This window comes from Qipengyuania citrea (assembly GCF_009828015.1).
Classification (GTDB): domain Bacteria; phylum Pseudomonadota; class Alphaproteobacteria; order Sphingomonadales; family Sphingomonadaceae; genus Qipengyuania; species Qipengyuania citrea.
In genome coordinates, this window is record NZ_WTYG01000003.1 from 91,755 (window position 1) to 116,654 (window position 24,900).

Here is a 24,900-nt window from a genome sequence, read left to right on the forward strand (position 1 = left end):
CCTGGGCCCCACGGTCACAAGGTGTCATCCCACCTTGCGCACGAACACCGCCCCCGCCGAGTATCCGGCGCCGAAGCTGCAGATCAGCCCCGTATCGCCGGCCGACAGATCTTCGTGGTGCTTGTGAAAGGCAATGATCGACCCGGCGCTGGAAGTGTTGGCATAGGTATCGAGCACCGTAGGGCTTTCGTCCGCACTGGCTTCGTGCCCCAGCACCCGCTGCGCGATCAGCCGGTTCATCCCCGCATTGGCCTGATGCAGCCATAGCCGGCGCAGCGCCTGCGGATCGATGCCAAGTCGCTCCGCTTCGGTCACGATCATTTCGGCGACCATCGGCACGACCTCCTTGAAGACCTTGCGGCCTTCCTGGACGAACAGCTTGTCCGGCTTCCCCTCGCCTTCGGGTGAAGCGCGGTTGAGGAAGCCGAAATTGTTGCGGATGTTGTTCGAGAATACGGTCTTGAGCCGCGTACCGAGGATATCCCAATGCTCTGCCGGGGCCATTTCGGCATCCTCGACAAGGACGGCGGTCGCCACATCGCCGAAGATGAAATGGCTGTCGCGATCGCGCCAGTTGAGGTGGCCGCTAGTGACTTCGGGACTGACCACCAGCACGCTGCGCGCATTGCCCGCGCGAATGTAATCGGCAGCGGTCTGGATGCCGAAGGTCGCGGACGAGCATGCGACATTCATGTCGAAGGCGAAACCGTCGATCCCCAGCTCCTGCTGGATCTCGATTGCCATTGCCGGATAGGCGCGTTCCATGTTGGACGCCGCGCACAGCACAGCGTCGACATCGGCCACGTCGCGGCCTGCCCGCTCGAGCGCATCGCGCGCCGCCTTGACGCCGATCTCCGCCATCACCGAAGGTTCGTCGTTCGACCGTTCGCGCATCCGCGGCGCCATGGTTTCCGGGTCGAGGATCGGCGCCTTGGTCATCACGTGGCGCGCCTTGATCCCGCTCGCCTTTTCGATGAACTCTACCGAACTGGGCTGCAGTTCCGCGACTTCGCCCGCCGCAATCGCCTGCGCATTGTCGGCATTGAATATCTCGACGTAGCGATTGTAGCTTTCGACGAGTTCTTCATTGGTTATGGTTTCGCCGGGCGTGAACAGCCCGGTGGAGGAGATGACCGCGCGCCCGGCCGAATTCTGGTTCTGGCTCATTGCGGCTGGTTAGTCTCGCTCAGATTTTCTCGCAACCGTCTAACCGGCCCCGCCCTGCCGTCCGGCCGCTGCGCCGCGAGACGCCGCAGTCCAGACCGATGCCCCCTCTTGGCAATGACACGGCGACTCGATACCGCAGCCGCATGCCCGAACTGTCCCTCAGCCGTCCGACCAGCTTCTGCGATGCCTGCGCGATCCGCAATCGCGCGATTTGTGCCGATCTCGATGATCGCGAGATCGGCCTGCTCAACGGCATTGGCCGACGGCGCCATTTGGTCGCAGGCGAGCAGCTGATGTGGGAAGGCGACGAGGCCGTGCTGGTGGCCAACGTCATCGAAGGCATGCTCAAGCTCTCGACGCATCTGTCCGATGGCAAGGAACAGATCCTCGGGCTCGTCTATCCCTCGGATTTCCTCGGCCGGCCTTTCGGCGAAACCTCGCCCTATGGAGTCGAGGCGCTGACCGACACGGTCATCTGCGTCTTCGAACGGAAGGATTTCGAACGCTTCGCCAGGGATCACCCCCGGCTCGAACACAAATTGCTCGAACGAACGCTGACCGAACTCGATCGCAGCCGGCGCTGGATGTTGCTGCTGGGGCGGATGACTGCCGAACAGAAGGTCGCCAGCTTTCTCCTGGAGATCGGCGAACGGCTGGGCAACGCCAAAGCCCGCGCAGGCACCCACGTCCCGCTGCCGCTTTCTCGGCAGCAGATCGCCGATGTGCTGGGCCTGACCATCGAAACGGTGAGCCGGCAACTGACCCGGCTGCGCAATGCGGGCGTCATCGACTTGCCCTCGCGCCGTGAAATCGTCCTGCAGGATCTACCCGACCTCGAGGCGCGCGCGAGCTGACCGCCGAGCCCCGCGGGCCGGTTTGTCATTTAGTAGAGGGTGGCGGTGGTGGACAGGGCTGGATTCGAACCAGCGTACGCTTGCGCGGGCAGATTTACAGTCTGCTGCCTTTAACCACTCGGCCACCTGTCCACACGGGCCATTTCACTGAGGAAATCGAGGGATCGGATAGTCCGACCCCGTGCCGAGAGGCGCCCCTTTGGCGAAGCGGCGCTTGCCTGTCAATGCCCTCGCTGGCACAGGCCCATGCAAAGTTACAGACAGGACGTATTCGATGGCTAAAGGCGAACGCAAACGCGCACTCAGGGGCCGTGCGGGCCGAATGAAGGGCGGCCGGGGCAGCGGCCGCGCGGGATCGGGGCAGGTGCGCCTGTGGGGCCGGCACGCGGTGGAAGCCGCGCTCAAGAACCCCGACCGGGTGCATCGCAAGCTATGGGCGACGCGCGATGCAATCGATACGCTCGATGGCGAATTGCCGGCGGATTTCCCGCTCGAATACGCCGAAGCGACCGATCTGGCGCGGCTGGTGGCCAAGGATGCCCCGCACCAGGGACTCGTGCTCGAATGCGCGCCGCTGGAAGACATGCATCTCGACGAGGTACTGGACGGAGACCCGGCGCGCCCGATCGTGGTGCTCGACCAGGTCACCGATCCGCACAATGTCGGCGCCATCATGCGTTCCGCGGCCGCATTCGGCGCCGCCGCGCTTGTCACACAGGATCGCCATGCCCCGCCCGAAGGCGGCGTGATTGGCAAATCGGCCTCCGGCGCACTCGAAGTGCTGCCCTGGGTCCGCGTCGTCAATCTGGCACGCGCGCTCGAGCAGATCGCCGAGGCGGGATACTGGCGCATCGGTCTGACCGGCACTGCAGATGCGACGCTGGGCGAAACGCTGGCCGCAGGCCCCATCGCGCTGGTGCTCGGGGCCGAAGGCGAAGGCATGCGGCAGAATATCGAATCGCATTGCGACGTGCTCGCGAAACTGCCGATCGGAGACCAGATCGAGAGCCTCAACGTGTCCAACGCGGGAGCGATAGCGCTCTACGCGGTCGCCACGCGCTAGCCCACTTCAACACGGGGGAACCGACATGAACCGCATCCTTATCGCGCTGTCCGCATCGTTCGCGCTCGGGGGATGCCTGTTGTCGCCGGGGACGTTCAGCAGCGAGCTGCATCTGTATTCCGACGAAAGGTTCTCCTTCGCTTATGACGGCGAGATCGAAATGCTCGCCCTCAGCCAGCTGGCACAGATGAACCGGGCGAGTGAAGAGCGCTTCGAAGCCGAATGCTATGACGAGGATTACGAGGTCCGCGAGTGCAGCGAGACCGAGATCGCTGCGCAGCGCGCTGAATGGGAAGAGACTGCCGGCGAACGCGCGGCAGAGCGCGTACGCGAAGCGGAAATGCTGCGCCAGTTCGTCGGCAGTATCGATCCGTCCGACCCCCAGGCCGCGCAGGAGATCGCTACGCGGCTGGAACGCCAGCGGGGCTGGGAAAAGGTCGAGTACCGGGGTGACGGCCTCTTTGATGTGAGCTTCGTCACTGCTGGGACACTGACGCACGATTTCGTCTTTCCCACGGTCGAAGGGATGCCGGGGGCCAATGCTTTCGTGAGCATCAACCTGCGCGACGGCGGCGAAGTACGCGTCGATGCCCCCGCCTTTGCTGCAGGGAAGGAAGAACCGTCCTGGGGCACGGCGTCTTTCGCCGCCCTTGCTGCCATGGCACAGGCCGAGGAAAGCGGCGAAGCCCCGCGAATTGTCGTGCCCCAAGGCACATTCACGATCGTCACCGATGGACGGATCCTGGCGAACAACACCGATGAAGGCCCCAAGCCGCACGCACGCGGGCAGTCGCTGAGGTGGAATGTAGGGCCGTCGAAGCAGCAGCCGCCCACCGCGCTGGTGGCATTCGACTGAACGATACGAAAACGCCGCGCCTCCCGGGATGGAAAGCGCGGCGCAGTTCGGTTCCATCCGCGCGTCAAGCGCGCGGATGCGGAAATCGTGCTTAGTTCACGGCGTCCTTGAGGCCCTTGCCGGCCTTGAACTTGGGCTGGTTCGAAGCCTTGATCGTCATCGGCTCGCCAGTGCGCGGGTTACGACCGGTCGAGGCCTTGCGCTTGGCGACCGAAAACGTGCCAAAGCCCACCAGGCGCACTTCGTCGCCGCTCGACAGCGACTTGGTGATGGCGTCGAAAACGCCTTCGACCGCGCTCGAAGCGTCGCTCTTGGAAAGGCCGCTGGAGTCGGAGACTGCGGTGATCAGGTCGTTCTTGTTCATTCTGGGAAACCCCCTTGTTTTGTCTTCGGGTGGGAATGGCTGAATCGCCTCGGCGAAGACGGAGGAATTGAGAGTTTTTTAGGCGCGCTGTCAAAGGCATTTTTGGCTGAAAACAGCGGATTTCAGGGCAAGACAGCGGAAAACTAGGGTGAACCGCGAATTCACCAATCAATCTGGCGAGTGGTCACGCGACATGGTCCGCGAAACCGAGTCCGCGGACCATGCGAGTCGCTGCAATGCAGCACATCAATTGTTAATGCGCAGTCTGTGATGCCACTCTTTGTGCGTGGTCGGGCTGCGCTGCGAGATCGTCGGCTTCGGTCCATTCGATCGGGTCCGGCACGCTGCACAGCGCATGCGCGAGCACTTCGTCGACATGGGCCACGGGAACGATTTCCAACCCGTCCTTCACATTCGCGGGGATTTCCGCGAGGTCCTTGACGTTCTCCTCGGGGATCAGGACTTTGCCGATCCCGCCGCGCAGTGCGGCGAGGAGCTTTTCCTTCAACCCGCCGATGGCGAGAACGCGGCCCCGCAGCGTGACCTCGCCGGTCATGGCGACATCGGGCCGTACCGAGATCCCCGACAGCGTCGAGACGATCGAGGTGACCATCCCCACGCCAGCGCTGGGGCCATCCTTCGGCACTGCCCCTTCGGGCAAGTGAATGTGGATGTTGCGGCGCTGGAACAGGCTCGGCTTGATCCCGTAATGCGGCGCGCGCGCCTTCACGAAACTGAACGCCGCGGCGACGCTTTCATTCATCACTTCGCCGAGCTTGCCGGTGGTCTTGATCTCGCCCTTGCCCGGCGTGGTGACGCTTTCGATCGTCAGCAGTTCGCCGCCGACCTCGGTCCAGGCGAGCCCGGTCACGGCACCGACCTGAGGTTCTTCCTCGCTCATGCCGTGCTTGAACTTGCGCACCCCGGCAAACTCGCTGAGGTTGTCAGGCGTAATCGTGACGCTTTCGACCTCGTTTTCGAGGATCTTGCGCAGGCTCTTGCGAGCCAGCCGGGCGAGTTCCCGCTCCAGCGTGCGCACGCCCGCCTCGCGGGTGTAATAGCGGATCAGGTCGCGCAAACCTTCTTCGGTCAGCTCGAATTCGCCTTCCTTGAGGCCATGTTCCTCGATCTGCTTGGCAAGCAGGTGGCGCTGGGCGATCTCGACCTTTTCGTCCTCGGTATAGCCTTCGAGCCGGATGATCTCCATCCGGTCGAGCAGGGGCTGCGGCAGGTTCAGGCTGTTCGCCGTCGTCACGAACATGATGTCCGACAGGTCGAGATCGAGTTCCAGATAGTGGTCCTGGAACTTGCTGTTCTGTTCGGGGTCGAGCACTTCGAGCAGCGCCGAAGCGGGATCGCCGCGGAAGTCCTGGCCCAGCTTGTCGATCTCGTCGAGCAGGAACAGCGGGTTGATCTTGCCCGCCTTCTTGAGGTTGGTGACGATCTTGCCCGGGAGCGAGCCGATATAGGTGCGCCGGTGCCCTCGGATTTCCGCTTCGTCGCGCACGCCGCCGAGCGACTGGCGCACGAATTCGCGTCCCGTCGCCTTGGCGATGCTCTTGCCCAGCGAGGTCTTGCCGACGCCCGGCGGGCCGACGAGGCACAGGATCGGCCCCTTCAGCTTGCGCGTGCGCGCCTGCACCGCGAGATATTCGATGATCCGGTCCTTGACCTTCTCGAGCCCGTAGTGATCGGCATCGAGCACCTGCTGCGCCTTGCCGATGTCTTTCTTGACCTTGCTCTTCTTGCCCCAGGGCAGGTCGAGCAGCACATCCAGATAATTGCGGATGACCGTCGCTTCGGCGCTCATCGGCTGCATGGCCTTGAGCTTCTTGAGCTCGGCTTCGGCCTTTTCGCGGGCTTCCTTGCTGAGCTTGGTCTTGGCGATCTTTTCGGTCAGTTCGGCGATTTCGTCGCTCGCGTCGTCGTCGCCGCCCAGCTCGTTCTGGATCGCCTTGAGCTGTTCGTTGAGATAGTATTCGCGCTGGGTCTTTTCCATCTGCCGCTTCACGCGGCCACGGATCCGGCGCTCCACCTGCAGCACCGACAGCTCGCCTTCCATGAAGGACATGACCATTTCGAGCCGCTTGAGCGGGTCGCGCTCGACCAGCAGCGCCTGCTTGTCCGACACCTTGGCGTTGATCGCTGCGGCAATCGTATCCGCGAGCTCGCCGGCATCGTCGATATCGCCCAGCTGGTCCGCCGCGTCCTCGCCCAACTTCTTGTTGAGCTTGGCGTATTCGCCGAACTGTTCGACCACCTGCCGCATCATCGCGATCACTTCATTGCCCGAAGCGGTTACCAGATCGCTCGACGAAACCACCGCTTCGACGAATTCGCCGCGCGGTTCGAGCGCTTCGAGCGATGCCCGCGCCGACCCCTGAACCAGCACACGAACGGTGCCGTCGGGCAGCTTGAGCAGCTGCAGGACCTGCGCCACCACGCCGACGTCGAACAGATCGTCGCGCTCGGGATCGTCGCAGCCGGGGTCGAGCTGCGCGAGCAGGAAGATGTCCTTGCTTCCTTCCATCGCCGATTCAAGCGCGGCGACCGATTTGTCACGTCCCACGAACAGCGGCACCACCATGCCGGGGAACACCACGATGTCACGCAGGGGAAGAAGGGGGTAGCTCTGGGTCATCAATCAATTCCATTGGGGGCCTTTGTCGGCCGTTCCCGAGGAATATGGTGAGCCATGTCCCGCAACGCAACGCCGCCGGTCAAAGTCATGTGGATGGCTGGTGACGCGCTTCACACGCGTTTAATGTCGCTTAACCATACACCGACTCGGTGCCAAGACGCGTTCTGCAGTGGGAGGGCTAGCGATGCTGGGTTCAATGGTCTGTAAAATGCGCGGCCATCGCGTGAACCGTCGCCATGTCTGGGACGATGGGATGAATTTCCGGACGAATTGCGCGCGGTGCGACGCGGCTTTGATCCGTGACCGCGAGGGCTGGCGCACCTTCGACAACAACCGCGATCTGGACGAACGGCGACGACCGCATCCTCGGCAGGACTGATATGTCATGGCCGGAGCGCTTCTGAAACGCCCCGGCCAGGGAAGTGCACATTGGCGGAAAGGCCGTGTTTGGCCCGCTGAGAGCGCGCACCGACCCGGCGCGCACCCCGATCTTACATTCCGGGCAGCTTGAACCCGGCGGGAAGGCCGGCGCCCTGCTGGATCTTGTCCATTTCCTGACCCGATACGCGATCGGCGCGATCACGCGCGTCGTTGAACGCCGCCGTCACCAGATCCTCGAGCATCTGCTTTTCTTCGGGCTTCATCAGGCTGTCGTCGATCGCAACGCCGACGATCCGGCCCCGCGCGGTCGCGCGCACCTTTACGAGGCCGCCGCCGGCCGATCCTTCGACTTCGATTTCGTCGAGCTTGGCCTGGGCATCGCTCATCTGCTTCTGGATCGTTTCTGCGGCTTTCTGCGCCTGCGCGAGCATTTCTTCCATGTTCATGCTTTTCTACTCCAAGGGATTTCGCGGCGCTGGGAGGATGCGCCGCCGTCTTCAATCAATTCCGCTTCGGGGAAGGTGTCGAGCGCAGCCCTGACGAGCGGATGCGCCCGTGTTGCTGCGGCGGCCGCATCACGCTCGGCCTCGGCCACTTCGACCAGCGAGGGCGCGCCATCCCCGCCCGGCACTTCCTCGACCGTCCAGCGCTTGCCGGTATGGCGGTGCAATGTCTCGCGCAGGACCGGCGCGATATCTTCGGAATATTTCGCATCGCGCCCGTAGCGCAGGGTACCCTCGGTAAACTCAACCACCCGCACCTGCAGGCGCATGACGCTGGCCTGCTGCATCATCCCCGAAGCGTCGATCGCATCGACCGTTTCCTTCCAGTCCAGCGCCGCTTGCGGGGCCGCCTCGCCCCCGCCTTCCGGTGCGGGGGGAGATGCTGGCGCAGGTCCACGCTCGGAAAGGGTTTCGAGCTTCCTGGCCAGCTTGCCCGGATCGGGCATCTGTCCGGCATGCAGGGTGCGCAGCAGCGCCATGCGCAGCGCAACCAGCGGATCGGGCGCAAGCCGGACTTCCTCGTGCCCCTTGAGCAGCAATTGCCACAGACGGTGCAACTGGCCGGCGGGGATCTGCGCGGCCCATTCCGCCAGCTGCTCGCGCTCGTCCGCGCTTACCCCTTCGGGCTCGTTGCCGGAAACCTGTGCCACCGTGATCCGGTGGGCCACATCCATCTGTGCGCGCAGCAGCGCCAGCGGCTCTACGCCCAGTGCATATTGTTCGTCGACCGCCTCGAGCAGGGCCTTGCCCTCGCCCTCCAGCATGTGGCCGAACAGGCGCCGCTGCGCGCTCTTGTCGGCCAGGCCCAGCATGTCGCGAACCCGCGCTGCGGTCACCTTGCTGTCGGTATCGAGATCGGCGTGCGCGATGGCCTGGTCGAGGATCGACAACCCGTCGCGAACCGAACCCTCTGCCGCGTTGGCAACGATGTGCAGCGCCTCGGCTTCCGCCTCGACGCCTTCCTTTTCGCAGATCGACGCAAAATGCGCTTCGAGCAGTTCGGAAGGGATGCGCCGCAGATCGAACCGCTGCGTGCGGCTGAGCACTGTCACCGGAAGCTTTTCGACCTCCGTGGTGGCGAACAGGAACTTCACATGCGCGGGCGGTTCTTCCAGCGTCTTGAGCAAGGCGTTGAAAGCGTTGCGCGACAACATGTGGACTTCGTCGATAATGTAGATCTTGTAGCGCGCCGAAACGGCCGCGTAGCGCACCGCTTCGATGATCTCGCGCACATCGTCGACGCCGGTATGGCTGGCGGCGTCCATCTCGATCACGTCGATATGGCGCCCCTCGGCAATCGCCCGGCAGGGTTCGCACACGCCGCACGGGCTGATGGTCGGGCCGCCCTGCCCGTCGGGTCCGACGCAGTTCAGGGCCTTCGCGATAAGCCGGGCGGTTGATGTCTTGCCCACCCCGCGCACGCCCGTCATCAGGAAGGCATGCGCCAGCCGGTTGCGCGCGATCGCATTGGCCAGCGTACGCACCATCGCTTCCTGCCCGATGAGTTCGGCGAAGGTCTGCGGCCGGTACTTGCGCGCGAGAACGCGGTAGGGCTGTGCGGGATCGACCGGCGCCGGATTGGCGGCATTTACAGTTGGCGGAGGCGATGCTTCTGCCGGGCTATCGGCATGCGACGCCACTGGCGCGGCAGGCTGCGGTGCAGCACCGCCGAACATCTGTTCCTGCCCCGCCTTCTCGAGGTCCGCCGCACTGGGCGTATCGACCTCTTGCGCGGCGCCGTCCCACGGGGGTCTGTCAGGATTGTCCGGTGAATCACCCATCGCCGACTAGGTAGGCACTACCGCGGCAAAAGTCATGCCGTCACGGTTACGAATTGTGGGTGAAAGAGGAGCCGGCCGACCCGCCGCAATTCACCTGGGCTGCTTCCTTCCGGACCTGACCCGGTGAGCGAACGCAAACGTCCGACCGACTCCCGGCGCGCCATATGGTAAGGTTGGCAGGTTTTGTCCAGCCCCCAGGCCGGGCATTCGCGGCAGCGCTATCAGCCACTGGTTATCCTGCTGAAGGACGAACTGCGCTCAGCGAAAATTGTCGGCGTAGGCCTGCAGTTTGAGGCTCTTGGGCGGCGTAGCATGGACGCGGGCAACGATATCGTATTTGCGCGCATAGGCCTGCGCCTCTTCCTTCGTCGGAAAAGTCAGCTGAACCTGCGCCTGCGTATCGCCGCTGCCGGTCCACCCCATCAGCGGATCGGGACGCCGCGCTTCTGACTGCTCGAATTCGAGCACCCATTCATCGGTCCGGGCCCTGCCCGACTGCATGGCGTTCTTCGGTCGCTGATAGATTCGTGCTGCCATGGGTGCGCCCTTAAGTCAGCCGCCGGTTTTTGAAAAGGCGTTCTTGGTTTTCAAACTCGGCTTTTCCGCCCAAGGCTGCTCGGGCCAGCGGTGCTTGGGGTAACGGCCCTTCATGTCCTTGCGCACGTCGGCCCAGCTCCCCCGCCAGAACCCCGGCAGGTCGCGCGTCGACTGGATCGGACGCCCCGCGGGACTCGTCAGCTTGAGCAGCAAGGGCGTGCGTCCGACCAGCGGATGGCGTTCCAGCCCGAACAGTGCCTGCACGCGCACTTCGACGCTCGGTGCATCATCCCCCGTATAGTCGATCGCATGCGTCGTGCCTGCAGGCGAAGCAAATACGCGAGGAGCTGCCCTGTCGAGCGTCTGGCGGCTATCCCAATCGAGCTGGCCCAGCACCGCATCGACCAGTCTGCCCTTCGGTATGTTCAGATCGCGCCGCCCCTCGACCAGCGGCAGCAGCCAGAGGTCTGCGGTCTGCGCCAGGGCCTCGGGTGAAAGCGCTTCGATCCCGGCATAGCTTGCACGCGCAAGCAGTTCCGCGGGAAGGAGTTTTGCCGGATCCTGCCGCGCCTTTTCCAACAGCAGCGCAGCGATGGCCTGCGGGTCCGGCGAAGGGTCGGGTCCGCGCGCGAGAGTGACCGCGCCGAGCCTGCGTTCGAGCAGGGCCTCGACCCGTTCCCCATTCCATCTTAGGACCTGCCGGCGTTCGATCCGCTCGGGCAACCAGCGTTCGATATCGCTTTCGGCCAGCGCGATTGCCGAAGTGATCCGCGCCCCCTTGGCCTGCCCCTGCGCATCACCGATGACGAGATAGTCGGCGCGTGCGAGCGGCGATGCCGGGGCGAGGACGAAACCGCGCCCGCCGGCGGCGATCCAGCTCTCTCCACTCGCATCGCGGCGCCGGGCAACGAATTCGGGTCGTCCGGCTGCGAGGAGGATGCCGGATGGGGGCCGGTTGGCATCCACGTTCGCCGAAACGAGGTTGCGTGCGGTTTTCGCCCAGCGGCTCGCCAGCCTGCGGTTCGCTTCCGCACGCGCGCCCCGGTCCGCGTTCCAGCGAGCGAGACGCGCTTCCAGATCTTCGCCCTGCCCGCCGAGCCCTCGTTCCTGGAGCAACAGGGCGAGCCGCGCCGCATCTTCTGCTACGCCGTGTTCGGCACCGAACAGCACGCACGCCGCTCCCTGCGGGTCGAGAGGGAGCTTGGCGAGCTTGCTTCCCGTCTCGGTAATGCGCCCTTTGGCATCGAGTGCCCCCAGTTCTGCCAGTGTGCTGCGTGCCGCGGCGATCGAAGCGGCAGGCGGCGGATCAAGCCATGCCAGTTCGCCTGGATCGCCCGTGCCCCATTGCGCCAGCGCCAGCACCAGAGGAGCAAGATCGGCGGTTTCCATTTCGGGCGGATCGAATGCGGGACGGCCCGCGTGACCTGCTTCTTCCCATAGCCGGTAGGCGACACCCGGGCCCTGCCGCGCGGCGCGGCCTGTCCGCTGCGCGGCAGCCGCCTGGCTCGCGCGATGTGTGACCAGCCGCGTGGTCCCGGCCGCGCGGTCGAATTCCGCGCGGCGGGACAGGCCGGCATCGACGACGATCGAGACGCCGTCGAGCGTGAGCGATGTCTCGGCGATGGCAGTTGCCAGCACGATCCGCCGACGCCCCTCGGGATCGCGCCGGATCGCGGCGCGCTGGCCCGCCGGATCGACTTGCCCGTGCAGCGGGAGGACGAGCGCATTCGGCAAGCGGCCTTCCAGCCGTTCGCGCGTGCGCTCGATCTCGCGCACGCCTGGCAGGAAGGCAAGGATGTCGCCCGCCTGTTCGCGCCAGGCCGTGCCGATCGCCTTGGCGACCGCGTCTTCCACCGGAATTTGCGGCATCGCGCCCAGCCATTCAATCTGCAGCGGGTGCGCACGCCCCGCGCTTTCGATCATGCGCGCGTCGTCACCGAGCAGCGTGCGGAAGCGCGCGCCGTCGATGGTCGCCGACATGACCAGCACGCGCAAATCCTCGCGCAGCACCGCTCGGCTTTCGAGCGCGAGCGCAAGCCCCAGGTCGCTGTCGAGGTGCCTTTCGTGCGCTTCGTCGAACAGCACCGCCGAAATGCCCGCCAACTCGGGATCGGCGAGCACGGTGTTGACGAAAATCGCCTCGGTCATGACCAGCACGCGCGTTCGTGCGGATCGCTTTGTGTCGAGCCGGGTCAGATAACCGATCGTTTCGCCGGGCTTTTCCCCCAGCGCCTGCGCCATCCGCTCGGCCGCGGCCCGCGCTGCAACGCGGCGGGGCGAAGTGAGGATCACGGTGCCATTGCACCACGGCTGGTCGAGCAGTGCGGGCGCCACCGCGGTTGTCTTGCCTGCGCCCGGCGGCGCGACCAGCACGGCCCCGCTGTGCATGCGCAGCGCGTCAAGCAAATCGGGCAGGACCGCGTGGATGGGTAGATGGCTCACGGCCCTGCCCCTAACCCCGTCGTCCGCATGAAGTCGAGACGGCTTGGGCAACCGCTGCCCAGCCAGACCCATCCGGATGTGGTCGGTAGCGTGAAGCCGCTCAGTACCCGCGTGCGACAGAGAACAGCGCAGCCTGCGTCATCGCCTGCCGCGCGGTACCGTCGGGGAAAATCGACAGGGCATCGATCGCGCACTGCGCAAAGTGACGCGCACGTGCTTTCGTGTCCGCCACCGCATTGTGCCGATCGATCAGTTCGATCGCATGGTCGAGATCCGCATCGCTGGTCTTGAAGCCGCCGATGGCTGCCTTCCAGAATTCACGCTCTTCCGCGCTACCCCGCGCATAGGCCAGAATGACCGGCAGCGTCATCTTGCCTTCGCGGAAATCGTCGCCCCGGTCCTTGCCCATGGCGGCCGCATTCGAATCGTAATCCATCGCATCGTCGACGAGCTGGAATGCCACCCCGAGATTGCGGCCATATTCGTCGAGCGCCTGCTCCTGTTCCTCGCTGCATTCCGCGACCACCGCAGCAATGCGGCTGGCCGCAGCGAACAGCGCGGCGGTCTTCGCGCGAATGATATGGAGGTAGCGTTCCTCGCTGGTGTCGATCTTGCGCTGCGCGGTGAGCTGGTCGACTTCGCCTTCGGCAATGATCGCCGATGCGCCCGACAGGATTTTGAGAACCTTGAGACTGCCGTCTTCGGTCATCAGTTCGAACGAGCGGCTGAAGAGGAAATCGCCCACCAGCACGGTCGCCGGGTTGCCGTAGATGATATTGGCGGCCGCCTTGCCGCGCCGCAGGTCGCTGCCGTCGACGACGTCGTCGTGGAGCAGCGTCGCGGTGTGGATGAACTCTACCGCCGCGGCGAGCTTGTGCTGCCGGTTGCCCGTGTAACCGACCAGCTCCGCACCCGCGAGCGTCAGCATCGGGCGCAGGCGCTTGCCGCCGCCCGAAATCAGGTGACCCGCAAGCGCCGGGATCAACGGCACCTCGCTTTGCATTCGGTCAAGGATGACCTGATTGACCTGGTTCATGCCCGGAGCGGTGAGAGCCAGCATCGGCTCGATCGATCCTTCGGGCTCCTTGCGCGGCAGGGTAAGTACGTCGGCAGACATTTCGGCTTGGCCATGGTCTGCGCAAGCTTTCTTGGCAAGCGTACATTTCTTGTTAGCCTACCCAGATGTCCGATAACGCCCCGCCCGATCCTGTGCTCGCCGGCTTTCGCAAGAGCATCGACAACATCGACGCCGCCCTGATCCACATGCTGGCCGAACGGTTCCGCATCACTCAGGCCGTGGGCGAATACAAGGCGAGGGCCACGCTGCCGCCCGCCGATCCCTCGCGCGAACAGGCGCAGATCGCACGGCTGCGGAACCTGGCCGAGGAAAGCGAACTGGACCCCGAATTCAGCGAGAAATTCCTGCGCTTCATCATCGATGAGGTCATCCGCCACCACGAACGCGCTGCCGGCCGCTAACTGGCAGCCGCGCGCTACGGCGCACTGCGCGGCAGCGTCAGGCGAACCAGCAAGCCGCCCAGGTCCTCGCTTTCGCCGAGATCCACCGAACCGCCGTAGATCTGGACGACATCGCGGACGATGGCGAGGCCGAGCCCGGTGCCGGGCTTGCCCGTGTCGAGCCGTGCACCGCGGTCGAAGATTTTCGCGCGCGCGCTTTCGGGGATGCCCATACCGTCATCCTCGATCCAGATCGTGCAGTCCTTCGCCGCGCGCTCGGCATCGATCGTCACGAACACGCTGCCACCTCCGTATTTGGCAGCGTTCTCGATCAGATTGCCCAGTATCTCGTCGAGATCCTGCCGTTCCATCGCGACCGCGGCATCGCGGTTGCCATCGAGGTCGAAGCGGGTGTCCTCGTAAATCCGGGTTACGGCGCGCAGCACGCTTTCCGCGCTTGGCCAGACTTCGGCACGCGCATGGCCGCTGGCCCGCCGGCCCACGGCACGCGCGCGGGCAAGATGGTGCTCGACATGGCGCTGCATCGTCTTGGTTTCGCGGCACACCAGATCGGACAGGCGCGGATCGTGCGCTGTCGCGGCGTTGGTCAGGACGGTGAGCGGGGTCTTGAGCGCATGCGCCAGATTGCCGGCATGCATGCGGGCTTCCTCGGCCTGCTGCTCGGTATGGGCCAGCAGTGCGTTGATCTCATCGACCAGCGGTTCGACCTCGAGCGGGAGCGGCGCAGTAATCCGGTTGGTGCCATGCGTCCGCATCGCCAGGATCGCCTCGCGCACCCGGCGCAGCGGCGACAGGCCGTACCAGCTCTGCAGCATCGCCATCGTCAGCAAACCGAGCCCGAGCGCGGCGAAACTCCAGACCAGGATCGAACGGATCCGCGTGATCTGGTAATCGAGCTCGTCGCGGGCCGAAGCCACCGCGAAGGTCCAGCGCGTGTCGCTGTCGGGCAGGATGACCGTGCGTTCGACGATCCGCAACGGTTCGTCCTCGAACTGGTCCGAATCGTAGAAATGGGGTTCGTTGTCGAAGTGATCGCCCTGGACCTTCAGGTTGCGATCCCACAGGCTGCGACTGGGGAACGGCTGGTGCCCTTCGCCGGTCACCTGCCAATAAACCCCGCTATTGGGTTCGAGGAACCGCTGGTCGCCGAGAGAGCGATACAGCTGCACATCCCCGAAGCTGTCGATTTCGGCCGAAGTGATCAGCGCGGTCTGCACATATTCGAGCTGTTCGTCGAAATTGTCCTCGACCAGCCGGACCAGCGTCCGATCGAGCGCGAAACCGCCGCCGAGCAGCAGCACGCCGATCCACAGCGCGGCAATCGCCATCATCCGCCGCGCCAGGCTGCGTTTGGCGGGCGGCGGCGTGGCCACGGTCACCGGATTTTCGGCGGCAGGATTCGCCGGCGGGGATTTCCCGACCTTCGCAACCGCGCCGGACGCCCCGTCAGGCGCGCGGCTGGTCGGCGGGGTCGTCGAGGCTGTACCCGAGTCCACGGATCGTCGTAATCACTTCCGCACCCAGCTTCTTGCGAATGCGGGTGACGAAGACCTCGATCGTGTTCGAATCGCGGTCGAAATCCTGATCGTAGATATGCTCGATCAGTTCGGTGCGGCTGACGACCTTGCCCTTGTGGTGCATCAGGTAGCTCAGCAGCTTGTATTCCTGCGCGGTCAGCTTGACCGGCTCGCCCTGCAGCGTCACCCGGCCCGACCGCGTATCGAGGCGGACCGCACCGGCAGTCAGCTCGCTCGACGTATTGCCCGAAGCACGGCGGATGAGCGCGCGCAGGCGGGCAATCAGCTCTTCGGTCTGGAACGGCTTGGCAAGGTAATCGTCGGCTCCTGCGTCGAGGCCGGCGACCTTGTCGGACCAACTGTCGCGCGCGGTCAGCACCAGGACGGGGAACTTGCGGCCTTCCTTGCGCCACATGCCGAGCACGGTCAGCCCATCGATTTCGGGCAGGCCGAGATCGAGGATCACTGCATCGTAATCCTCGGTGCTGCCGAGAAAATGGCCGTCTTCGCCATCGGTGGACAGATCCACCGCATAGCCATTCTGTTCGAGCGTCGATTTCAGCTGCTCGCCCAGCGTGGGCTCGTCCTCGACGATCAGGATACGCATATAAGTCCGTCCTCGGATAGTTTACGCCGCGTTTCGTTCATGTCGGTTAACGCGTCAACCGCGCCCGCGTTTCGGCGCCCGGTCAGCGGCTGCGCCGCAGCACCTTGCCGGTGCGCGCATCGACATCGACATACATCACGCGGCCATCCTTGATGAACTTGAACCGGTAGGCCATCGCAGTCGAATCGTATGCGGGCCCGAGATATTCGGCCCCGCGCATCGACGGCAGGATACGCGCCTCGATATCGCGCAATTCGAGGATATTGCCGGCGCTCATCTCGCGCCGCGCCTCGCCCTGTTCGGAACGGCGCTGCTGCGCAGAAGCAGGCTCGGCCAGAACGGGGCCCGCGACGAGCCCGGCGGCCAGCAATAAGGTCAGAATGCGTGACATGATGCGTGTCTGCCTAGCCGCAGGGCATTGAACAAGGGGTGAATGTGCGCGGAAGCGATGGTTCGACCTAGCGCGTCATCTCGAATTTCACCGTCAGCGAAACCCGCGTGCCGACCAGCCCCGGCTCGACGGGGGTCGGCGCATCGGCAACCTTCATCGCCTGCCGCCCGGCCGATTCCTCGAAGGCGATCGGCGAGCCGGCGGCCACGGATTCGCTCACTTCGAGCAGCCGTACGCCGGTGAAGCCCGACCACTGGGCATATTGCTGCGCCTGCGAGCGCGCATTGTCGAACGCGGCCTTGCGGGCCTGCGCGCGCGCGGCATTGTCATCGTCCAGCGAGAAGCGGGGACCGCCGACGTTGTTCGCCCCGGCTGCAACCAGCGCATCGAGCACTTCACCGGCGCGGTCGACATCGCGCAGCGTCACGCTGACGCGATTGGAGGCCTGATAGCCGCGAAAGACCTGTTCGCGCGTCTCCTGGTCGTAGTCGTACTGCGCATTGAGATCGATGCCCGCGGTCTGGATATCGTCCGCGTCCACGCCCAGCGCCTTGATCCGGTCGATCACGGCGGTCATCTCACGCGCGTTGATCCGCATGGCCTCGACCGCGGTGCGCGCCTGGCTGGTCACGCCCGCGCTCAGATCGACGATATCGGGCTTGGCGTCGACCACTTCGCTCACGGTGAGTTCGACGACCGGGCCCTGCGCCTGGATCTGGACTTCGGCGGCCTGCGCGGCGGAAGCGAAGGTGGCTGCCGCCAGGGCGGGAATTGCGAAACGGATCATGGCTTTGCTCCTCATAGGTCGAACGGATTATCCGTTTGGCTGCTTTACGGCTTGCTGAACGGGAATGTTCCCGCTTTCCTCGGACCGTGGCAGCCGCTAGCCACCGTCGCGGACTTCAGGGGGTATCTATGAAAGCTTGGACATTGGCACTCGCGGCGCTTGCCGGACTGGGGGGCCAGCCGCTCGCCGCGCAGATGGAGCGCGTGCCCGATCGTCCCGCCGGCGAAGGCGAAGGCCCCTTCGACAGACTGCTTATCCGCGGGGCTACCGTGATCGAAGGCAGCGGAGCGCCGCCTGCCGGACCGGTCGACATCGTCGTCGAAGGCAATCGCATTGCCGCACTCTATCCCGGCGGGGCCCCGGCCGCAGAGGCGCAAACTGCCCAGCGCGTGGTCGATGCGCAGGGCATGTACGTCCTCCCCGGTTTCGTCGATGTCCATGGTCACAATGGCGATGCGTCGAAGGCGCCGCAGCCGTCTTATGGCTACAAGCTGTGGCTTGCGCATGGCGTGACGACGGTCCGCGGCGTCAGCTTCTACTTCGGTCCCGATACGCCCGATATCAGCGACACGCGGCGCAGCGCCGCCAACACCATCACCGCGCCGCGCCTGATCCCCTATGCCGTGTTCGGCGACAAATGGGGCCGCGGCACCCCCGAAACGCCTGCCGCTGCGCGCGAATGGGTGCGCTGGGCGAAGGCGCAGGGATACTGGGGGGTGAAGTTCTTCAACGGCTATTCCCCCGCAGTCTTCGAAGCGGCTTTCGACGAAGCCGAGAAGCTGCAGATGGGCACTGTCGCCCATCTGGCGCAGACGGGCGTTGCCGAAGTCAACGCGCGCACTGCGGTCGAGCTTGGGCTCGACGACGTCACGCATTTCTACGGCCACTTCGAAAGTCTGCTCAAGGCCGGGCTGCCGCACTATCCCGGTGACTACAACTACTTCGACGAGCAGTCGCGCTTCGCCTGGGTGGCACGGCTGGCCCCGCAGGCGGTCGAGCCGGGTAACGAGAAGTGGGAAGACTATGTCGACCTGCTGATCGACGAGGACGTGACGCTCAGCCCGACCTTCAACATCTATGCCGCGAGCCGCGATGTCATGCGGGCGCGCGGTTTTGACTGGCACGCGAAGTACACGCTCCCCTCGCTCAGCGATTTCTACGCCCCCAGCGCGACCAATCACGGCAGCTATTATAAGGACTGGACCAGCGAGGACGAGGTCGCGTGGCGGAACTTCTACGCCAAGTGGTTCGAACTGACGAAGGACTTCCACGACCGCGGCGGGCGCGTCACCGCAGGCTCGGACCCTGGGTACATCTACCAGACCTGGGGCTTCGCCTATATCGGCGAGCTCGAGATGCTGCGCGAAGCGGGCCTGTCGCCGCTGGCGGTCATTCGCGCCGCAACGCTCGACGGCGCGCGCTCCTTGTACGAACCGCTCGGGCAGGAACCGCCGATGGGGCGCATCGCGGTCGGGCAGCTCGCCGATCTCGTGATCGTGCCCGAGAACCCGCTCGCCAATCTCAAGGTCCTCTATGGCACCGGGCATACGCGGCTGAACCGGGAAACCGGGGCGATCGAGCAGGTCGGCGGAGTGCGCTGGACGATCAAGGACGGGATCGTCTTCGATGCCCATGCGCTGCTCGCCGATGTCGCGCGGATGGTCGAAGAGCAGCGCCAGGCCCGCTGACGGCTTGCGGCAGGGGCCAAGCGCGCCTACCTCGCGCGGCCTATGGCACAGCCCCCCATCCTCAGCCTCGAAGGCATCGCCCTGCAGCAGGGCGGCAAGTGGCTGTTCGGCGGGCCCGACCACGAGCCGCTGAACCTGCACGTCGGCCCGCGCGACCGGATCGCGCTGATCGGACGCAATGGCGTGGGCAAGACCACGCTGTTCCGGATGATCGACGGCCAGGTCGAAACCGATGCCGGCGAGCGCAAGATCAAGCCGGGCACGCGGATCGTGGTGCTCGAGCAGGACCCCGACCTGACCGGCCATGCCACGTTGATGGATTGGGCGCTGGCCGGTGCCGGCGCCCCGCAGGAACACGAGGTCGACGCGATCGCGGGCCAGCTCGGCATCGACATGACGCGCGCCACCGAGGGCGCGAGCGGCGGCGAGAAGCGCCGTGCTGCCATTGCGCGTGCGCTGGCGCAGGACCCCGACCTTCTGCTGATGGACGAGCCGACCAACCACCTCGACCTGGGCGCGATCGACTGGCTCGAAGGCTGGCTCGAACGCTACAAGGGCGCCTTCCTCGTCATCAGCCACGACCGTACCTTCCTCAAGCGGCTGACGCGCGCGACGCTGTGGCTCGACCGGGGGATCCTGCGCCGCAAGGAAGTGGGCTTCGGCGGCTACGAGGCGTGGGAAGAGCAGGTCTACGCCGAAGAGGCCCGGGCCGCGGACAAGCTCGACGCCAAGCTCAAGCTCGAAGCACACTGGCTCGAACGCGGCGTCACCGCGCGGCGCAAGCGCAACCAGGGCCGGCTCGAGAAGCTCTACCAGATGCGCGAACAGCGCGCCTCGATGATCACCGCGGGCGGCACGGCCAAGTTGCAGCTCGCGACCGAGGCTTCGTTCAAGTCCAAATCGGTCATCGTCGCCGACGGGATCAGCAAGAGCTATGGCGAACGCACGATCATCAAGCCCTTCAGCCTGCGCATCCAGCGGGGCGACCGCATCGGTATCGTCGGCGCCAATGGCGCGGGCAAGACCACGCTGCTGAACATGCTCACCGGCGAGCTCGAACCCGACAGCGGCAGCGTCGAGATCGCCAAAACGCTGACCGGCGTGATGATCGACCAGCAGCGCCAGCTGCTCACTGCCGACAAGACCGTCCGGCAGGTGCTGGCCGAAGGCGGCGACTGGATCGACGTGCGCGGCAATCGCAAGCATGTGCAGGCCTATCTCAAGGACTTCCTGTTCGACCCCAAGATCGTCGACATGAAGGTCAGCGTGCTGTCGGGCGGTGAACGCAGCCGCCTGCTGCTGGCGCGCGAGTTCGCCAAGGCGAGCAACCTGCTGGTGCTCGACGAGCCGACCAACGACCTCGACCTCGAAACGCTCGACCTGCTGCAGGAGGTCATCGCCGACTACGAGGGCACGGTGCTGATCGTCAGCCACGATCGCGACTTCCTCGACCGGACGGTGACGATCACGCTCGGGCTCGACGGGACCGGGAGGGTGGACGTGGTCGCGGGCGGTTACGAGGACTGGCAGCGCAAGCGCCGCCAGACCATTGCGAGCAAGGCCAAGGCGGACAAGTCGGGCGGCAAGGCTCCGTCCACGCCCCCGCCCCCGCCCCCGCCGCCTGCCACGCCCGCCAAGCTGTCCTACAAGGACCAGCGCGACCTCGAGCTCCTGCCGGCGCGAATCGAGGAGCTCGAATCGGCGATCGCCAAGGGCGAGGCGATCCTGTCCGATCCCACGCTCTACACCGCCGATCCGCAACGCTTTGCCAACATCTCGCAAGGCATCGAGAATGCCCGCGCCGAGAAGGATGCCGCCGAGGAACGCTGGCTGGAGCTCGCCGAGCAAGCCGGAGCGTGAGCCCCGAGGCAGAGCTGCGCGCGGCGATCGCCGGCTGCCGCACTTGCGCTGCGCATCTGCCGCATGGCGTGCGCCCGGTGACGGGGTTTTCGGCAACCGCACGGTTGCTTATCATTGGCCAAGCACCCGGGTCGAAGGTCCATGCCAGCGGAATCCCGTGGGACGATGCCAGCGGCGACCGGCTGCGCGAATGGACCGGGCTGACCAAGCAGCAGATGTACGACCCTGCGCAGGTGGCGCTGGTGCCGATGGGCTTCTGCTATCCCGGCAAGGCCAGCGGCGGCGACAAGCCCCCGCGCCGCGAATGCGCGCCGCAATGGCACCATCGCATCCTCGACCTGCTGCCCGAAGACCGGCTGACCCTGCTCGTGGGAACCTATGCGCAGGGCCATTACCTGCCCGGTGCGCGCAGGCTGTCGATGACCGAGCGGGTGCGCCGATACCGCGAATTCCTGCCGCACTTCTTCCCGCTGCCGCATCCCGCGTGGCGTTCGACGATCTGGATGCGGCAGAACCCGTGGTTCGAGGCCGAAGTCCTCCCCGAACTGCGCGAGGCGATTGGCCGCCATATCTAGGATTGCCCCCGCACCAGCCCGACAGCATGCGGGAGACATGGACCGCATGGACCACGGTCCTGAGCGAAAAAGCCCGAGCATACGCAGCATCAACTAAGGCGATAGAAATCGGCCACCCGGTCGAGCGCCATACCGAGCACCAGCTTGCCGCTGCGCGCGGGCCAGGCCAGCGCCTTTTCCGCCGCCGGCACGCCTTCACCCCAACAGGCGACGCGCCAGAGGATATCGTTCAGCCCCGGCCCTGCCGCCGCCATCGCACCATCGAAGCGCGCTTTCGCCGCAAGCTGCCGCTCGCTTGGCGTGAGCCCGTCCCCGCCGCTTCCTGCGCAATCGACCCGCACCGGATCCCACCGCATCGTGACCGACGGCGCCAGCTGCGCCTTTTCGTAATCCAGCCGCAACCGCTCGGCGGCATCGAACCGGCGGTCGGACAAATGTCCACGCGCATGCAGCCAGGACAGCGGGCTTTCCGCCAGATTGACCGTCACGCTGCGCCGTGCGGGCCGTGCCCCCCTGCCACGGCGCGGGCCTTCCTCGGTAAGTTCACGTTCGACAAGCTTGCGGCGCATCGGCATTTCTCCTGCGGTGGGTGGGAGTTTGCCCTTGCTTCCATCTGGTTCCTGTAGGAAAGACGGAAAACCAATTTGGTTATTCCGGGGACCGTGCCGTGATCAACCGCATCCGCGATATCCGCCGCCAGAAGGGACTGACGCTGGCCGATCTGGCTGCTGCGTGCGAGCCGCCCACCACTCCGCAAACGGTGGGCCGGCTGGAAACGGGCATGCGCAACCTGTCGCTCAAATGGATGGAACGGATTGCCGCGGCGCTGGGGGTCGAACCCGAAATGCTGGTGCGCAGCGAAAGCGGCGATCACCCGCAAGTCGTTGCGACGCTCGAACAAGCGGGGCCGGAAGCGCGGGCCGCCCCGCGCGACGCCATCCTCGCCACCGATCTCGGCGGGGGCGGATCGCTGATGGTGCTCGATATCGCATTCCCGCATGGCGAATACCGCCCCGGGGACCAGTTGTGGCTGCGCCGGATCGCGCCCGAGGAGGCTGCCCGCGCCATCAACCGCGACGTGCTGGTGCCCCGCAAGGGTGGGCGCTTCGCGTTCGGGCGGCTGATCGACCGACAGGGCAGCATGGTTGGGCTGTTGCCTCCCGGGCATGGCGAAAAGCAGCAGGTGGTCGACAATCCGGCGTGGATCGCGGTGGCGGAAATGCTGGTACGGCGGCTGTGACCGTGGCGAAAACCCGCCGGGTCCTGTCGCTGTCGACCCTGTTCCCCAACACGGCGCAGCCGCGCTTCGGGATCTTCGTGGCCAAGTCGCTCGAAGCGCTCCAGCGCGACACGCATTGGGACACGGCGGTCATCAACCCCATCGGCCTGCCGCCGCTGGCGCTGGGCCGCTATCGCGCGCTTTCGGAGGCCGCTCGCGACACGCAGGAATTCGGCATGACCGTGCATCGGCCGGTATTCCGCCTGCTCCCGAAAGTCGGCGGGCGGCTCAATCCGGGCCTGATCACCAAGGCGGTCCTGCCGCTCGCGCGCGAACTTCACGCGCAGCAGCCGTTCGATCTGGTCGATGCGCAGTTCTTCTATCCCGACGGTCCCGCCGCGATGGCCGTTGCGCGCGATCTGGGCCTGCCATTCTCGGTCAAGGCGCGCGGCGCGGACATCCATTACTGGGGCGCGCGCGCCTATGGCCGCGATGCCCTGCTGAAAACCGCCGACGCCGCCGCAGGCGTGCTGGCCGTGTGCGAGACGCTGGCCGACGACATGGCAGAGCTGGGAATGGCGCGCGACAAGATCACCGTGCATTACACCGGGCTCGACCGCGACCTGTTTCGCCCGATGGATCACGTGGGCCTGAAAAAGCGCCTCGGGGAAAGCTTCGGCATCCCGCTGGCCGCGTCGGACACGGTGCTGGTCACGGTGGGCGCGCTGATCGAACGCAAGGGGCAGGCCTTCGTGATCAAGGCGCTGGCCGATCTGCCGAATGCACGTTTGCTGCTGGTCGGTGCGGGGGCGGATGAAACCAGCCTGCGCGGACTGGCCAGGCAGGTGGGCGTGGCCGACCGCGTGCATTTCCTCGGCAGCATCGAACCTGCGTTGCTCCCCCCCATCCTGAGCGCGGCCGATGCCATGGTGCTGCCGTCCGCCAGCGAAGGCCTCGCCAATGCCTGGATCGAGGCGCTGGCCTGCGGCACGCCGATCGTCATCACCGATGCGGGCGGCGCGCGCGAGGTGGTCACCTCACCCGCGGCGGGCGTCATCGTGGCACGGACATGCCGTGCGGTGCGCGAAGGGATCGACGAGGTGACGCGCAACCCGCGCCCGCCCCAGACGGTGGCGGCGACGGTGGAGCGGTTCAGCTGGGCAGCGAACGCCGCAGCGCTCGCCGCCCATTACGACGCGATCGCCTAGACCAGGCCGCGCGCCTTCTTCTCCTGTTCGTCGGCGACGCTTTCGGTCGGCACGAAACTGTCGCTGGTCACGCCCAGCCAGACCAGGATCGGCGCTGCCGAATAGACCGAGCTATAAGTACCCACGAAGAGGCCCAGCGTGATCGCGGCGACCATGCCGAACAGGCTGGCGGGGCCGAACAGCAGCAGCGGCAACAGCGCCACCAGCAGCGTGAGCGAGGTCATCACCGTCCGCGCCAGCGTTTCGTTGACCGACAGGTCGAGCAGCGCGGGAAGTTCCATCTTGCGGTATTTCTTCAAATTCTCGCGGATGCGGTCGTAGATGACGATCGTGTCGTTGAGCGAATAGCCGATGATGGCAAGGATCGCGGCGATGATCTGGAGGCTGAATTCCAGCTGGAACAGCGCGAACATGCCCAGCGTCAGGCTGACGTCGTGGAACAGCGCGAACAGCGCGCCCACACCGAACTGCCATTCGAACCGGATCCAGATGTAGAGCGCGATCGCCCCCATCGCGGCCAGCAATGCATAAAGCGCGGTCTGGCGGAATTCGCCCGAGACCTTGCCCGACACATTGTCGTTCCCGTCGAGCCGGAAATCGTCATATTCGGCCTGCAGCGTGTCGACGATATCGTTGGCTGCCTGCTGCGCGGCTTCCTTGTCGGCGGAAACCTCGTCGGGCAGGCGCACGCGGATCGAGACCTGGTTGTCTTCGCCGAAGCGCTGCACCACCGGCGATCCGTAGCCGAGCGCTTCGACCTGGTCGCGCAGCTCCACCACTGGCGCTTCTTCACTTTGCGTGAAGGTGGCGCGAACTTCGAGACCGCCGGCGAAATCGACGCCGTAATTGAGGCCCTTGGTCAGCACCAGCGCCCAGCTGACCGCAATCAGCAGCACGCTGATGGCGAAGAAGGGCACGCGCCACTTGAGGAAGCTGATATTGGTGTCGTCGGGGACGAGCTTGAGCAGTTTCATATCGTC

At 65.4% G+C, this 24,900-nt stretch carries 24 protein-coding genes, 1 tRNA gene and 1 other RNA gene; 10 read left to right on the forward strand and 16 right to left on the reverse strand.

The annotated features are described in order from the left end of the window. Positions 1-24: 24 nt before the first annotated feature. Entirely contained in the window at positions 25-1,167 is a 1,143-nt protein-coding gene (locus tag GRI55_RS10480) for a beta-ketoacyl-ACP synthase III (RefSeq protein WP_160767132.1), read from the reverse strand. A gap of 143 nt (positions 1,168-1,310) precedes the next feature. Here GRI55_RS10480 and GRI55_RS10485 point away from each other — a divergent pair, with 143 nt between their 5' ends. Then, positions 1,311-2,021: a Crp/Fnr family transcriptional regulator gene (locus tag GRI55_RS10485; RefSeq protein ID WP_050600021.1), complete on the forward strand. Its 711-nt coding sequence runs from the start codon at positions 1,311-1,313 to the stop codon at positions 2,019-2,021. A 46-nt stretch (positions 2,022-2,067) separates the two neighbouring features. Here GRI55_RS10485 and GRI55_RS10490 read toward each other — a convergent pair. Further along, positions 2,068-2,153 (reverse strand) — tRNA-Tyr (locus GRI55_RS10490). A 142-nt stretch (positions 2,154-2,295) separates the two neighbouring features. Here GRI55_RS10490 and rlmB point away from each other — a divergent pair. After that, positions 2,296-3,084 (forward strand): 23S rRNA (guanosine(2251)-2'-O)-methyltransferase RlmB, encoded by a 789-nt coding sequence (gene rlmB / locus GRI55_RS10495; RefSeq protein ID WP_063505098.1) that lies wholly within the window; start codon positions 2,296-2,298, stop codon positions 3,082-3,084. 25 nt (positions 3,085-3,109) lie between these two features. Further along, a complete protein-coding gene (locus GRI55_RS10500) occupies positions 3,110-3,940 on the forward strand; it encodes a hypothetical protein (RefSeq protein WP_160767133.1) in 831 nt (276 codons plus the stop codon). Positions 3,941-4,031: 91 nt separating this feature from the next. Here GRI55_RS10500 and GRI55_RS10505 read toward each other — a convergent pair whose 3' ends face one another. Both GRI55_RS10505 and lon read right to left on the reverse strand, forming a co-directional pair. After that, on the reverse strand, positions 4,032-4,304 hold the full coding sequence (locus GRI55_RS10505; RefSeq protein WP_050600063.1) for an HU family DNA-binding protein: 273 nt from the start codon (positions 4,302-4,304) through the stop codon (positions 4,032-4,034). Positions 4,305-4,557: 253 nt separating this feature from the next. Further along, a complete protein-coding gene (gene lon, locus GRI55_RS10510) occupies positions 4,558-6,945 on the reverse strand; it encodes an endopeptidase La (RefSeq protein WP_160767134.1) in 2,388 nt (795 codons plus the stop codon). Between the two features lie 184 nt (positions 6,946-7,129). On the opposite strand from lon, the gene GRI55_RS15005 reads away from it, so the two are divergent. Then, positions 7,130-7,324 carry a hypothetical protein gene (locus GRI55_RS15005; RefSeq protein ID WP_237452495.1) on the forward strand — a complete coding sequence of 65 codons (195 nt, stop codon included), beginning with the start codon at positions 7,130-7,132 and terminating at the stop codon, positions 7,322-7,324. Positions 7,325-7,436: 112 nt separating this feature from the next. On the opposite strand, the gene GRI55_RS10515 is transcribed toward GRI55_RS15005, so the two are convergent. The 6 genes from GRI55_RS10515 to GRI55_RS10540 all read right to left on the reverse strand — a co-directional run bounded on the left by GRI55_RS10515 (position 7,437) and on the right by GRI55_RS10540 (position 13,706). Continuing rightward, a complete protein-coding gene (locus GRI55_RS10515) occupies positions 7,437-7,772 on the reverse strand; it encodes a YbaB/EbfC family nucleoid-associated protein (RefSeq protein WP_063505538.1) in 336 nt (111 codons plus the stop codon). Beyond that, positions 7,769-9,610, reverse strand: a complete 1,842-nt coding sequence (locus GRI55_RS10520; RefSeq protein ID WP_160767135.1) for a DNA polymerase III subunit gamma/tau — start codon at positions 9,608-9,610, stop codon at positions 7,769-7,771. Before GRI55_RS10520 ends, GRI55_RS10515 begins: the two co-directional genes overlap by 4 nt. A 61-nt stretch (positions 9,611-9,671) precedes the next feature. Further along, positions 9,672-9,766: signal recognition particle sRNA small type (gene ffs / locus GRI55_RS10525), an RNA gene on the reverse strand. A gap of 102 nt (positions 9,767-9,868) precedes the next feature. Further along, the gene (locus GRI55_RS10530) at positions 9,869-10,147 is read right to left on the reverse strand and encodes an ETC complex I subunit (RefSeq protein ID WP_063505540.1); all 279 of its coding nucleotides are present in this window, start codon (positions 10,145-10,147) and stop codon (positions 9,869-9,871) included. Positions 10,148-10,162: 15 nt separating this feature from the next. After that, complete coding sequence (gene hrpB, locus GRI55_RS10535; protein ID WP_307019183.1) at positions 10,163-12,589, reverse strand: ATP-dependent helicase HrpB; 2,427 nt, start codon at positions 12,587-12,589, stop codon at positions 10,163-10,165. A gap of 100 nt (positions 12,590-12,689) precedes the next feature. Next, positions 12,690-13,706 (reverse strand): polyprenyl synthetase family protein, encoded by a 1,017-nt coding sequence (locus tag GRI55_RS10540; RefSeq protein ID WP_160767137.1) that lies wholly within the window; start codon positions 13,704-13,706, stop codon positions 12,690-12,692. A gap of 65 nt (positions 13,707-13,771) precedes the next feature. Here GRI55_RS10540 and GRI55_RS10545 point away from each other — a divergent pair, with 65 nt between their 5' ends. Beyond that, positions 13,772-14,068 (forward strand): chorismate mutase, encoded by a 297-nt coding sequence (locus GRI55_RS10545; RefSeq protein WP_160767138.1) that lies wholly within the window; start codon positions 13,772-13,774, stop codon positions 14,066-14,068. A 14-nt stretch (positions 14,069-14,082) separates the two neighbouring features. On the opposite strand, the gene GRI55_RS10550 is transcribed toward GRI55_RS10545, so the two are convergent. From GRI55_RS10550 to GRI55_RS10565, 4 genes are all read right to left on the reverse strand, one after another. Next, positions 14,083-15,399 carry a sensor histidine kinase gene (locus tag GRI55_RS10550; protein WP_160767306.1) on the reverse strand — a complete coding sequence of 439 codons (1,317 nt, stop codon included), beginning with the start codon at positions 15,397-15,399 and terminating at the stop codon, positions 14,083-14,085. 115 nt (positions 15,400-15,514) lie between these two features. Then, positions 15,515-16,192, reverse strand: coding sequence for a response regulator transcription factor (locus GRI55_RS10555; protein ID WP_050600073.1), 678 nt, complete (start codon positions 16,190-16,192; stop codon positions 15,515-15,517). Between the two features lie 82 nt (positions 16,193-16,274). Continuing rightward, the gene (locus GRI55_RS10560) at positions 16,275-16,583 is read right to left on the reverse strand and encodes a PepSY domain-containing protein (protein WP_160767139.1); all 309 of its coding nucleotides are present in this window, start codon (positions 16,581-16,583) and stop codon (positions 16,275-16,277) included. A 67-nt stretch (positions 16,584-16,650) separates the two neighbouring features. After that, the gene (locus GRI55_RS10565; protein WP_160767140.1) at positions 16,651-17,370 is read right to left on the reverse strand and encodes an SIMPL domain-containing protein; all 720 of its coding nucleotides are present in this window, start codon (positions 17,368-17,370) and stop codon (positions 16,651-16,653) included. 128 nt (positions 17,371-17,498) lie between these two features. Here GRI55_RS10565 and GRI55_RS10570 point away from each other — a divergent pair, with 128 nt between their 5' ends. From GRI55_RS10570 to GRI55_RS10580, 3 genes are read left to right on the forward strand one after another with little or no spacing between them, the layout of a single operon-like run. Then, on the forward strand, positions 17,499-19,058 hold the full coding sequence (locus GRI55_RS10570; protein ID WP_160767141.1) for an amidohydrolase family protein: 1,560 nt from the start codon (positions 17,499-17,501) through the stop codon (positions 19,056-19,058). A 42-nt stretch (positions 19,059-19,100) separates the two neighbouring features. Continuing rightward, positions 19,101-20,918, forward strand: a complete 1,818-nt coding sequence (locus tag GRI55_RS10575) for an ABC-F family ATP-binding cassette domain-containing protein (RefSeq protein ID WP_160767142.1) — start codon at positions 19,101-19,103, stop codon at positions 20,916-20,918. After that, positions 20,915-21,493 (forward strand): uracil-DNA glycosylase family protein, encoded by a 579-nt coding sequence (locus GRI55_RS10580; protein ID WP_050600078.1) that lies wholly within the window; start codon positions 20,915-20,917, stop codon positions 21,491-21,493. The genes GRI55_RS10575 and GRI55_RS10580 overlap by 4 nt, the downstream gene beginning before the upstream one ends. An 89-nt stretch (positions 21,494-21,582) precedes the next feature. On the opposite strand, the gene GRI55_RS10585 is transcribed toward GRI55_RS10580, so the two are convergent. After that, positions 21,583-22,062, reverse strand: coding sequence for a DUF6456 domain-containing protein (locus GRI55_RS10585; RefSeq protein ID WP_050600079.1), 480 nt, complete (start codon positions 22,060-22,062; stop codon positions 21,583-21,585). A 98-nt stretch (positions 22,063-22,160) separates the two neighbouring features. Between GRI55_RS10585 and GRI55_RS10590 the strand changes: the two genes are divergently transcribed. After that, positions 22,161-22,733: a helix-turn-helix domain-containing protein gene (locus GRI55_RS10590; RefSeq protein ID WP_160767143.1), complete on the forward strand. Its 573-nt coding sequence runs from the start codon at positions 22,161-22,163 to the stop codon at positions 22,731-22,733. Between the two features lie 2 nt (positions 22,734-22,735). After that, positions 22,736-23,920, forward strand: a complete 1,185-nt coding sequence (locus GRI55_RS10595) for a glycosyltransferase (protein ID WP_307019178.1) — start codon at positions 22,736-22,738, stop codon at positions 23,918-23,920. On the opposite strand, the gene secF is transcribed toward GRI55_RS10595, so the two are convergent. After that, positions 23,917-24,894, reverse strand: coding sequence for a protein translocase subunit SecF (gene secF / locus GRI55_RS10600; protein WP_063506008.1), 978 nt, complete (start codon positions 24,892-24,894; stop codon positions 23,917-23,919). The genes GRI55_RS10595 and secF overlap by 4 nt on opposite strands. Positions 24,895-24,900: the final 6 nt, after the last annotated feature.

Excerpts from the sequence above, each read along its gene's own strand:
- GRI55_RS10565 (WP_160767140.1), bottom strand. The coding sequence starts at position 17,370 with ATGATCCGTTTCGCAATTCCCGCCCTGGCGGCAGCCACCTTCGCTTCC.
- GRI55_RS10585 (WP_050600079.1), bottom strand. The coding sequence starts at position 22,062 with ATGCGCCGCAAGCTTGTCGAACGTGAACTTACCGAGGAAGGCCCGCGC.
- rlmB (WP_063505098.1), top strand. The coding sequence starts at position 2,296 with ATGGCTAAAGGCGAACGCAAACGCGCACTCAGGGGCCGTGCGGGCCGA.
- GRI55_RS10520 (WP_160767135.1), bottom strand. The coding sequence starts at position 9,610 with ATGGGTGATTCACCGGACAATCCTGACAGACCCCCGTGGGACGGCGCC.
- GRI55_RS10530 (WP_063505540.1), bottom strand. The coding sequence starts at position 10,147 with ATGGCAGCACGAATCTATCAGCGACCGAAGAACGCCATGCAGTCGGGC.
- GRI55_RS10480 (WP_160767132.1), bottom strand. The coding sequence starts at position 1,167 with ATGAGCCAGAACCAGAATTCGGCCGGGCGCGCGGTCATCTCCTCCACC.
- GRI55_RS10500 (WP_160767133.1), top strand. The coding sequence starts at position 3,110 with ATGAACCGCATCCTTATCGCGCTGTCCGCATCGTTCGCGCTCGGGGGA.
- GRI55_RS10505 (WP_050600063.1), bottom strand. The coding sequence starts at position 4,304 with ATGAACAAGAACGACCTGATCACCGCAGTCTCCGACTCCAGCGGCCTT.
- GRI55_RS10560 (WP_160767139.1), bottom strand. The coding sequence starts at position 16,583 with ATGTCACGCATTCTGACCTTATTGCTGGCCGCCGGGCTCGTCGCGGGC.
- GRI55_RS10515 (WP_063505538.1), bottom strand. The coding sequence starts at position 7,772 with ATGAACATGGAAGAAATGCTCGCGCAGGCGCAGAAAGCCGCAGAAACG.
- GRI55_RS10555 (WP_050600073.1), bottom strand. The coding sequence starts at position 16,192 with ATGCGTATCCTGATCGTCGAGGACGAGCCCACGCTGGGCGAGCAGCTG.
- lon (WP_160767134.1), bottom strand. The coding sequence starts at position 6,945 with ATGACCCAGAGCTACCCCCTTCTTCCCCTGCGTGACATCGTGGTGTTC.
- GRI55_RS10485 (WP_050600021.1), top strand. The coding sequence starts at position 1,311 with ATGCCCGAACTGTCCCTCAGCCGTCCGACCAGCTTCTGCGATGCCTGC.
- GRI55_RS10550 (WP_160767306.1), bottom strand. The coding sequence starts at position 15,399 with ATGATGGCGATTGCCGCGCTGTGGATCGGCGTGCTGCTGCTCGGCGGC.
- GRI55_RS15005 (WP_237452495.1), top strand. The coding sequence starts at position 7,130 with ATGCTGGGTTCAATGGTCTGTAAAATGCGCGGCCATCGCGTGAACCGT.
- GRI55_RS10570 (WP_160767141.1), top strand. The coding sequence starts at position 17,499 with ATGAAAGCTTGGACATTGGCACTCGCGGCGCTTGCCGGACTGGGGGGC.
- secF (WP_063506008.1), bottom strand. The coding sequence starts at position 24,894 with ATGAAACTGCTCAAGCTCGTCCCCGACGACACCAATATCAGCTTCCTC.
- GRI55_RS10545 (WP_160767138.1), top strand. The coding sequence starts at position 13,772 with ATGTCCGATAACGCCCCGCCCGATCCTGTGCTCGCCGGCTTTCGCAAG.
- GRI55_RS10540 (WP_160767137.1), bottom strand. The coding sequence starts at position 13,706 with ATGTCTGCCGACGTACTTACCCTGCCGCGCAAGGAGCCCGAAGGATCG.
- GRI55_RS10575 (WP_160767142.1), top strand. The coding sequence starts at position 19,101 with ATGGCACAGCCCCCCATCCTCAGCCTCGAAGGCATCGCCCTGCAGCAG.